The sequence below is a fragment of the Paracoccus sp. (in: a-proteobacteria) genome (genome assembly GCF_046289755.1).
In the GTDB taxonomy this organism is placed as follows: Bacteria; Pseudomonadota; Alphaproteobacteria; order Rhodobacterales; family Rhodobacteraceae; genus Paracoccus.
In genome coordinates, this window is record NZ_JBKBVD010000084.1 from 1 (window position 1) to 7,846 (window position 7,846).

Genomic DNA, 7,846 nt, shown 5'->3' on the forward strand with positions numbered 1-7,846 from the left:
ACCCGTTGACAGCACCCCGCCCGGCACCCATGTTGCCGCCCCATTGCAGTCGCCCGAGGAATCCATGCCCGTCGTCGTCGTCGAATCTCCGGCCAAGGCCAAAACGATCGAGAAATATCTGGGCGGCGATTATCGTGTGCTGGCCAGTTTCGGACATGTCCGCGACCTGCCGCCCAAGGATGGCAGCGTCGATCCCGACCATGATTTCGAGATGAAATGGGAAATCGCGGCGGACAGCAAAAAGCACCTCAAGGCGATCCGGGACGCGCTGAAGGACGATCAGAACCTGATCCTCGCCACCGACCCCGACCGCGAGGGCGAGGCGATCAGCTGGCACCTGCTGGAGGCGCTGGCCCCCGCGCTGAAAAAGGGCGCCGAGGTCAACCGCGTCACCTTCAACGCCATCACCAAGGCCGCCGTGACCGAGGCGATGGCCAATCCCCGTCAGATCGACCAGCCGCTGGTCGACGCCTATCTGGCGCGCCGCGCGCTGGATTATCTGGTGGGCTTCAACCTGTCGCCGGTGCTGTGGCGCAAGCTGCCGGGCGCGAAATCGGCGGGGCGGGTGCAATCGGTCTGCCTGCGTCTGATCGTCGATCGCGAGATGGAGATCGAGGCGTTCAAGCCCCGCGAATACTGGTCGGTCCATGCCCGTCTGGCGACGCCGGGGGGCGAGGAGTACGACGCGCAGCTGGTCTCGCTTGCAGGCAAGCGGCTGGACCGGTTCGATCTGGCCGATGCGGGCGCCGCCGCGATGGCGGTCAGTGCCGTGTCCAGCCGGGCGCTGACGGTGGCCAGCGTCACCGCCAAGCCCGCCAGCCGCAACCCCTGGCCGCCCTTCATGACCTCGACCCTCCAGCAAGAGGCCTCGCGCAAGCTGGGCATGGGCGCCAAGGCCTGCATGTCCTCGGCGCAGCGGCTGTATGAGGCCGGGCTGATCACCTATATGCGGACCGACGGCATCGACATGGCCCCCGAGGCGGTGATGGCCGCCCGCGACGCGATCCGGGCCAAGTTCGGCGAGAATTACCTGCCTAAATCGCCGCGCATGTACAAGAACAAGGCCAAGAACGCGCAAGAGGCGCATGAATGTATCCGGCCCACCGACATGATGATGTCGCCCGACCGGCTGAAACTGGCCGCCGAGGATCAGCGCAAGCTGTATGACCTGATCTGGAAGCGCACCATCGCCAGCCAGATGGAAGCCGCCCGGATGGAGCGCACGACGGTCGAGATCGCCAGCTCTGACGCGCAGGTCGGCCTGCGCGCGACCGGTCAGGTGATGCTGTTCGACGGCTTCCTGCGCGTTTACGATCAGGGCCGCGACGATGAGGATGGCGAGGACAGCGCCCGCCTGCCCGCCATCTCGCAGGGCGAGGTGGCGCGACCGGTGCGCGACGCCTTTGTCAGCGAATTCGCCAAGGCCACCGAGAAGGGCGCCGACAAGACCGACGCCAAATCCCCCCCCCTGCCCGAGGCGCCCAAGGGCCAGCGCGCAGCCCCCGGCCTGCTGATGGACGATGCCGCCGCGACTGCTGCACGCCAGCATTTCACCCAGCCCCCGCCCCGCTATACCGAGGCCACGCTGGTCAAGCGCATGGAAGAGCTGGGCATCGGCCGCCCCTCGACCTATGCCAGCATCGTCACCACGATTCAGGACCGCGAATATGTCCTCAAGGACAAGAACCGCCTGATCCCCGAGGACAAGGGCCGGCTGGTCACGATCTTCCTGCTGAAATATTTTCCGCGCTATGTCAGCTATGATTTCACCGCCGATCTGGAAAACGAGCTGGATGAGATCAGCGCCGGCGACCGGTTGTGGCGCGATGTTCTGGGGCGGTTCTGGAAAGATTTTTCCAAAGCGCTGGAAGGCACGTCCGAGCTGCGTATCACCGAGGTGCTGGAGGCGATCGACGACGCGCTGGCGCCGCATCTTTATCCGCCGCGCGCCGACGGGGGCGATCCGCGTGTCTGCCCGGTCTGCAATGCCGGGCGCCTGAACCTCAAGACCGCGCGGTCGGGCGGCGCCTTCATCGGCTGCACCAACTATCCCGAATGCCGCTATACCCGCCCGCTTTCGGCGCCCGATGGCGACACGCCGGTCGGCGACCGGGTGCTGGGCGAGGATGCGGGCGATCAGATCAGCCTGAAAAACGGGCGTTTCGGCCCCTATGTCCAGCGCGGCGAGCCCACGGAAGAGGCGCCCAAACCGCCCCGCGCCTCGATACCCAAGGGCTGGGACGCGGCGGGGATCGAGCTTGACCGCGCCGTGCAGCTTCTGTCGCTGCCGCGCCCGGTGGGGCCGCATCCCGAGGATGGCGTCCTGATCGAGGCGGGGATCGGGCGCTTTGGCCCCTATGTCAAACACGGCTCGAAATACGCCAATATTGCGGATGTCGATGAGGTCTTCATCATCGGCATGAACCGCGCGGTCGAGGTGCTGGCCGCCAAGCAGACCCGTGGGCGGGGCGCCGCCGCCGCACCGCTGCGCGAGTTGGGCGACCACCCCGATGGCGGCGCGATCCAGGTGATGAGCGGGCGCTATGGCCCCTATGTCAAATGGGGAAAGGTGAACGCGACGCTGCCGCGCGACGTCGCGCCCGAGGATCTGAGCGTCGAGCAGGCGCTGGAACTGATCGCCGCCAAGGCCGCGAAATCGCCCAAGAAGGCGACCCGGAAGGCGCCTGCCAAAGCGCCCGCGAAAGCAGCGGCGGCGAAGAAACCGGCGGCTAAGAAGCCTGCGGCGAAGGCACCGGCCGCGAAGAAACCGGCCGCCAGGAAGCCTGCTGCCAGCAAGCCTGCCGCAAAGAAAGCCGCAGGCACGCCGGACGAAGGCTGATCAGGCATGCCCATAGCCCCCGCCCGCAAAAAGCGGGGGCGGGCGGCTTTTGCCTGACCGTCCGGGCGACGCCCCTGCCCCTGCCCCTGCCCCTCGGTCCGCAGTCCCGCCGCTAACAGTCGGGGCCGCGATTGACTCCGCCCAAGCTGCGCGCGACAAATCGTGCAGGCGCAGAAACCTGAAGAACGGGAGGACCGATGAAGAAGGTCTATGGGAATGCGGCAGAGGCGCTGGATGGTCTCTTGCATGACGGGATGTTCATCGCGGCGGGGGGGTTCGGGCTGTGCGGCATCCCAGAACTGCTGATCGACGCGCTGGTCGAGAGCGGCGTGAAGGACATGACCATCGCCAGCAACAATTGCGGCGTGGACGGGTTCGGGCTGGGCAAGCTGCTGGACACGCGCCAGATCCGCAAGATGATCAGCAGCTATGTCGGCGAAAACGCCGAATTCATGCGCCAGTATCTGTCGGGCGAGCTGGAGCTGGAGTTCAATCCGCAGGGCACGCTGGCCGAACGGATGCGGGCGGGCGGCGCCGGCATTCCCGGTTTCTACACGAAAACCGGCGTCGGCACCGTCATCGCCGAGGGCAAGGAGGTCAAGAATTTCGACGGGCAGGATTATATCCTGGAACGCGGGATCGTGGCCGATCTGTCGATCGTCAAGGCCTGGAAGGCCGATGACACCGGCAATCTGGTGTTCCGCAAGACGGCGCGCAACTTCAACCCTCCGGCGGCGATGTGCGGGCGGGTCTGCGTGGCCGAGGTCGAGGAAATCGTGCCGCGCGGCTCTCTGGACCCCGATCTGATCCATCTGCCGGGCATCTATGTCCACCGGATCATTCAGGGCACGCATGAGAAGCGCATCGAGCAGCGCACCACCCGCAAGAAGGAGACCGCGTGATGGCCGAGGTCAGGGGCTGGGACCGCAACCGGATGGCCGCGCGTGCGGCGGATGAGCTGGAGGACGGCTGGTATGTGAACCTCGGCATCGGGATTCCGACGCTGGTGGCCAACTATGTCGGCGACAAGGACATCACCCTGCAATCCGAGAACGGCATGCTGGGCATGGGCCCGTTTCCGTTCGAGGGCGAGGAAGACCCCGATCTGATCAACGCGGGCAAGCAGACGATCACCGAACTGTCGCGGACCTCGTATTTCGACAGCGCCACCAGCTTTGGCATGATCCGGGGCGGCAAGATCGCGGCGGCGATTCTGGGCGCGATGGAGGTGGCCGAGAACGGCGATCTGGCCAACTGGATGATCCCCGGCAAGCTGGTCAAGGGCATGGGCGGCGCGATGGATCTGGTCGCGGGTGTGGGCCGGGTCATCGTCGTGATGGATCACACCAACAAGGCGGGCGAGAGCAAGGTCCTGCGCGCCTGCACCCTGCCGCTGACCGGCAAGGGGGTGGTCGACCGGATCATCACCAATCTGGGCGTGCTGGATGTGGTCGAGGGCGGGCTGCGGATCGTGGAACTGGCGGATGGCGTGAGCGAGGACGAGTTGCGCGCCGCGACCGAGGCCAAGATCGTCGGCTGAGGCAGCTTTTGGTGGCGTAAGTCCGGGGGGCGCGCCCCCCCGCCGCCCTGCGGACGGCTCCCCCCGGGATATTTTGGCCAAGGCAAAGGGGCGGGCTGGCAGCGGGCCGCCCCTGCGGTTATGGGCCGATGGGAAAGGCTCTGGAGAAAGACGATGACGCCGGATGAGATCGGGGCGCTGTTCACGCGCGAGGATGGCAGCTTTCTCTGTGCCCGCTGGGGGCGCCCTGTCGCGCCGGTGATCTTTGGGCTGGCGGATGAGAGCCTGGGCATTTTCCGCGCCGCGATCCGGGCGGGGTTTGCCCATGCCGGGCATCCCGTGGCCGAGACCGACCCCGAGATGGGGGCCAATCTGATGCTGTTTTTCGTGCGCGACTGGGGTGAGCTGGAGGCGGTGCCGGATCTGGACCATCTGACCGGGCAACCCGGCCTGCCCGCGCGGCTGGCGGCTGCGGGGGCCGATCAATATCGCATCTTCCGCTTTGATCCGGCGGGCGGCATCCGCGCCTGTCTGGGCTTTCTGCGCATGTCGGGGGCTTTGGGGGCCGCGCATCCGGGGCATCTGGCCGAGGCGGTCGTGATGCGCAGCGCGCTGAGCTTTGCGCGCGATGTGGCGCCCGCGCCGGAGCTGGCCGCGCTGATCCGTGCCGCCTATGATCCGGTGCTGCCGGTGGCCGCGCACGATCCGGCCCATGCCCTGCGGCTGGCCGCGCGGATGGCCGTCTGACGGCCTGTCACGTCTGGGAAAGGGATCATGTGACCCATTGCATCAGCCTGCGCGTCTATTACGAGGACACCGACCTTGCCGGGATCGTCTATTACGCCAACTATCTGAAATTCATCGAGCGCGGGCGGTCGGAATGGCTGCGCGGACTGGGCGTGGATCAGCGGGCGCTGAAGGCGCGTCATGGGCTGGTCTTTGCCGTGCGCCGGGTCGAGGCGGAGTATCTGCGCCCGGCGGTCTTTGACGATCTGCTGGAGGTCTCGACCCGGCTGGTCATGGCCCGCGCCGCGCGGGTGGTGCTGGCGCAGGAGGTGCGGCGTGGCGAGACGGTTCTGTTCACCGCCGCCGTCACCATAGCCTGCCTTGACGCGGAGGGCCGCGCGGTGCGTCTGCCGCCCGGCCTGATGCAGGCGCTGACGCAGGCACTGGCACTGGCGCAGGCACAGGCACAGGCACAGGCACAGGCACAGGCGGGTGGCTGACCGGGGTGGCATCGTCTATGAGGCGATTGCAGCACATCGGCTGGCAATTTCCCGTGCAGTGACAGCTTTGTGTTGCGCCGGGGGCTGAAAGCCGTGGCACTTACAGGGTAAGAGGCGCCCGACCCGGCAGGCATTGCCGCCGGTCCATGACGATGAGGCAGTGAAGATGGAACCCATTCAGGCCGCCCAGGCCATCGACTTTTCGGCTGTGGCGCTGTTCATGCGCTCATCCCTGACCGTGCAGGTGGTGATGGTGATGCTGATCGCCGCCTCGTTCTGGGGCTGGGCGATCATCGTGCAGAAATATCTGGTCTTTGCCGCCGCCCGGCGCGAGGCCAGCCAGTTCGACCGCGCCTTCTGGTCGGGCGAGCCGCTGGACGATCTGTATGACCGGCTGGGCGACCGGCCCAAGGGCGCGCCCGAGCGGATCTTTGCTGCCGGCATGACCGAATGGCGCCGCAGCCACCGCGAGGACGGGCGGCTGATCCCCGGCGGCATCCCCCGCATCGACCGCGCCATGAACGTAGCCATCCAGCGCGAGGAACAGCGCCTGTTCCGGGGCCTGTCCTTTCTGGCGACGGTCGGCTCGACCGCGCCGTTCATCGGCTTGTTCGGCACAGTCTGGGGGATCAAGACCGCCTTTGAAGGCATCGCGCTGAGCCAGGACACCAGCTTGGCCGTCGTGGCGCCCGGCATCGCCGAGGCGCTGCTGGCCACCGCGCTTGGTCTGGTCGCGGCCATTCCGGCGGTTGTTTTCTACAATAAGCTGTCGGGTGATGCCGACCGCATCACTGCCATGTGGGAAAACTTCGCGGACGAGTTCTCGACCCTGCTGTCGCGCCAGATCGAAGAGCCTGCCGCATGAGCGGATCCGTCGTCAAGCGCGAGGCCCGCAAGGGGCGCGGACGGCGGCGCAATGCGCCCATGTCCGAGATCAACGTCACGCCCTTTGTGGACGTGATGCTGGTGCTGCTGATCATCTTCATGGTCGCGGCGCCGCTGATGACGGCGGGCGTGCCGCTGAACCTGCCCCAGACCTCGGCCAGCGCCGTGCCGACCGAGCAGGAGGAACCGCTGGTCATCTCGGTTCCCGTCGATGGTCAGGTGCTGGTCATGGATCAGCCGGTCAGCGACACCGAAGTGGTGTCGCGCCTGCGCGCGGTGCTGGCCGAGCGTCAGTCGGGCCGCGTCTATCTGCGCGCCGACGGGGCGATCCCCTATGCCCGCGTGGTCCAGATCATGGGCGCGCTGAATTCGGCGGGCATCACCGACATCGTGCTGGTCACCGAGACCGGCGGCCCGCGGATGGATGGCTAGGCCATGGACGACCGGGCAGAGCGCATTGGCAGATGGGTCTCGGGGGCCGCGCATGGCGCGCTGATCCTCTGGGCGGTGCTGGGCGGGGCGCTGTTCCGCCCGCAGCCGACGGTGCCGGTGCGCAGCACGCAGGTCTCGACCATCAGCGGCGCCGAGCTGGAGGCGATGGCCGCCGCCTCGCGCGGGGCCGGGCCGGTCTCGGCCGATGCGACCGCCGTGGCGGTGCTGCCCGCCCCCGCAGGCGACGATCAGGCCGAGGCGCCTGCCGCTTCGGCGGCGCCTCAGGCGCAGGACGCCGCCGAGCTGGCGGCACCCGGCGGGTCCGAGCCTGCGCCCGATCTCAGCGATTTCGAACCGCGCCCGCCCGTCGCGGTGGCCAGCGACCTGCCCGAGCCGCCCGCCAATCAGACAGACGCCCCCGAGGCCCCGGCCCTGCCGCCGGTGGCCGAGACGACGCCCGTCCAGCCCTCGGCCCCGGTTCTGGACGCGCCAGAGCCGCCACGTTCTGCGCTGGCGCTGGCGGTATCGCCACGGCCGCAAGAGCGCCCGACCGGGCTGGTCGAAGCGTTCAATCAGCGTGTGGCCGAACGCGCCGCGGCAGAAGCCGCGCAGCAAGAGGCTGAGGCGCTTGCCCGTGCCGAGGCTGCACGGGAGGCTGCCGAAACAGACGCTGAGGCGCGCCGCGCCGCTGAGGCCGCAGAGCGACAGGCCGACGAGCGCCGTGCGGCCGAGGCTGCCGAACGCGAGGCAGAGCAACGACGCGCCGCCGAAGCTGCTGACCGCGAGGCAGAGCAACGACGCGCCGCCGAGGCCGCTGAACGCGAGGCAGAGCAACGACGCGCCACTGAGGCCGCCGAACGCGAGGCAGAGCAACGCCGCGCCGCTGAGGCCGCCGAACGCGAGGCAGAGCAACGCCGCGCCGCTGAGGCCGCCGAACGCGAGGCA

At 68.0% G+C, this 7,846-nt stretch carries 7 protein-coding genes and 1 pseudogene; all 8 read left to right on the top strand.

Annotated features, from left to right (window positions below):
• Nucleotides 1–64 precede the first annotated feature (64 nt).
• Nucleotides 65–2,839 (top strand): type I DNA topoisomerase, encoded by a 2,775-nt coding sequence (topA, locus tag ACK41U_RS18505; protein ID WP_409683508.1) that lies wholly within the window; start codon nt 65–67, stop codon nt 2,837–2,839.
• Nucleotides 2,840–3,036: 197 nt separating this feature from the next.
• Complete coding sequence (locus tag ACK41U_RS18510; RefSeq protein ID WP_409683491.1) at nt 3,037–3,741, top strand: CoA transferase subunit A; 705 nt, start codon at nt 3,037–3,039, stop codon at nt 3,739–3,741.
• Nucleotides 3,741–4,379, top strand: a complete 639-nt coding sequence (locus tag ACK41U_RS18515) for a 3-oxoacid CoA-transferase subunit B (protein WP_409683494.1) — start codon at nt 3,741–3,743, stop codon at nt 4,377–4,379. The genes ACK41U_RS18510 and ACK41U_RS18515 overlap by 1 nt, the downstream gene beginning before the upstream one ends.
• A gap of 153 nt (nt 4,380–4,532) precedes the next feature.
• Nucleotides 4,533–5,105, top strand: coding sequence for a hypothetical protein (locus tag ACK41U_RS18520; RefSeq protein WP_409683497.1), 573 nt, complete (start codon nt 4,533–4,535; stop codon nt 5,103–5,105).
• Nucleotides 5,106–5,134: 29 nt separating this feature from the next.
• Entirely contained in the window at nt 5,135–5,584 is a 450-nt protein-coding gene (gene ybgC, locus ACK41U_RS18525; RefSeq protein WP_409683500.1) for a tol-pal system-associated acyl-CoA thioesterase, read from the top strand.
• Nucleotides 5,585–5,750: 166 nt separating this feature from the next.
• The gene (gene tolQ / locus ACK41U_RS18530; RefSeq protein ID WP_409683502.1) at nt 5,751–6,449 is read left to right on the top strand and encodes a protein TolQ; all 699 of its coding nucleotides are present in this window, start codon (nt 5,751–5,753) and stop codon (nt 6,447–6,449) included.
• Nucleotides 6,446–6,901: an ExbD/TolR family protein gene (locus ACK41U_RS18535; RefSeq protein WP_409683505.1), complete on the top strand. Its 456-nt coding sequence runs from the start codon at nt 6,446–6,448 to the stop codon at nt 6,899–6,901. The genes tolQ and ACK41U_RS18535 overlap by 4 nt, the downstream gene beginning before the upstream one ends.
• Before the next feature lie 3 nt (nt 6,902–6,904).
• Nucleotides 6,905–7,846 (top strand): annotated as a pseudogene (locus tag ACK41U_RS18540) (protein TolA); the annotation flags it as partial.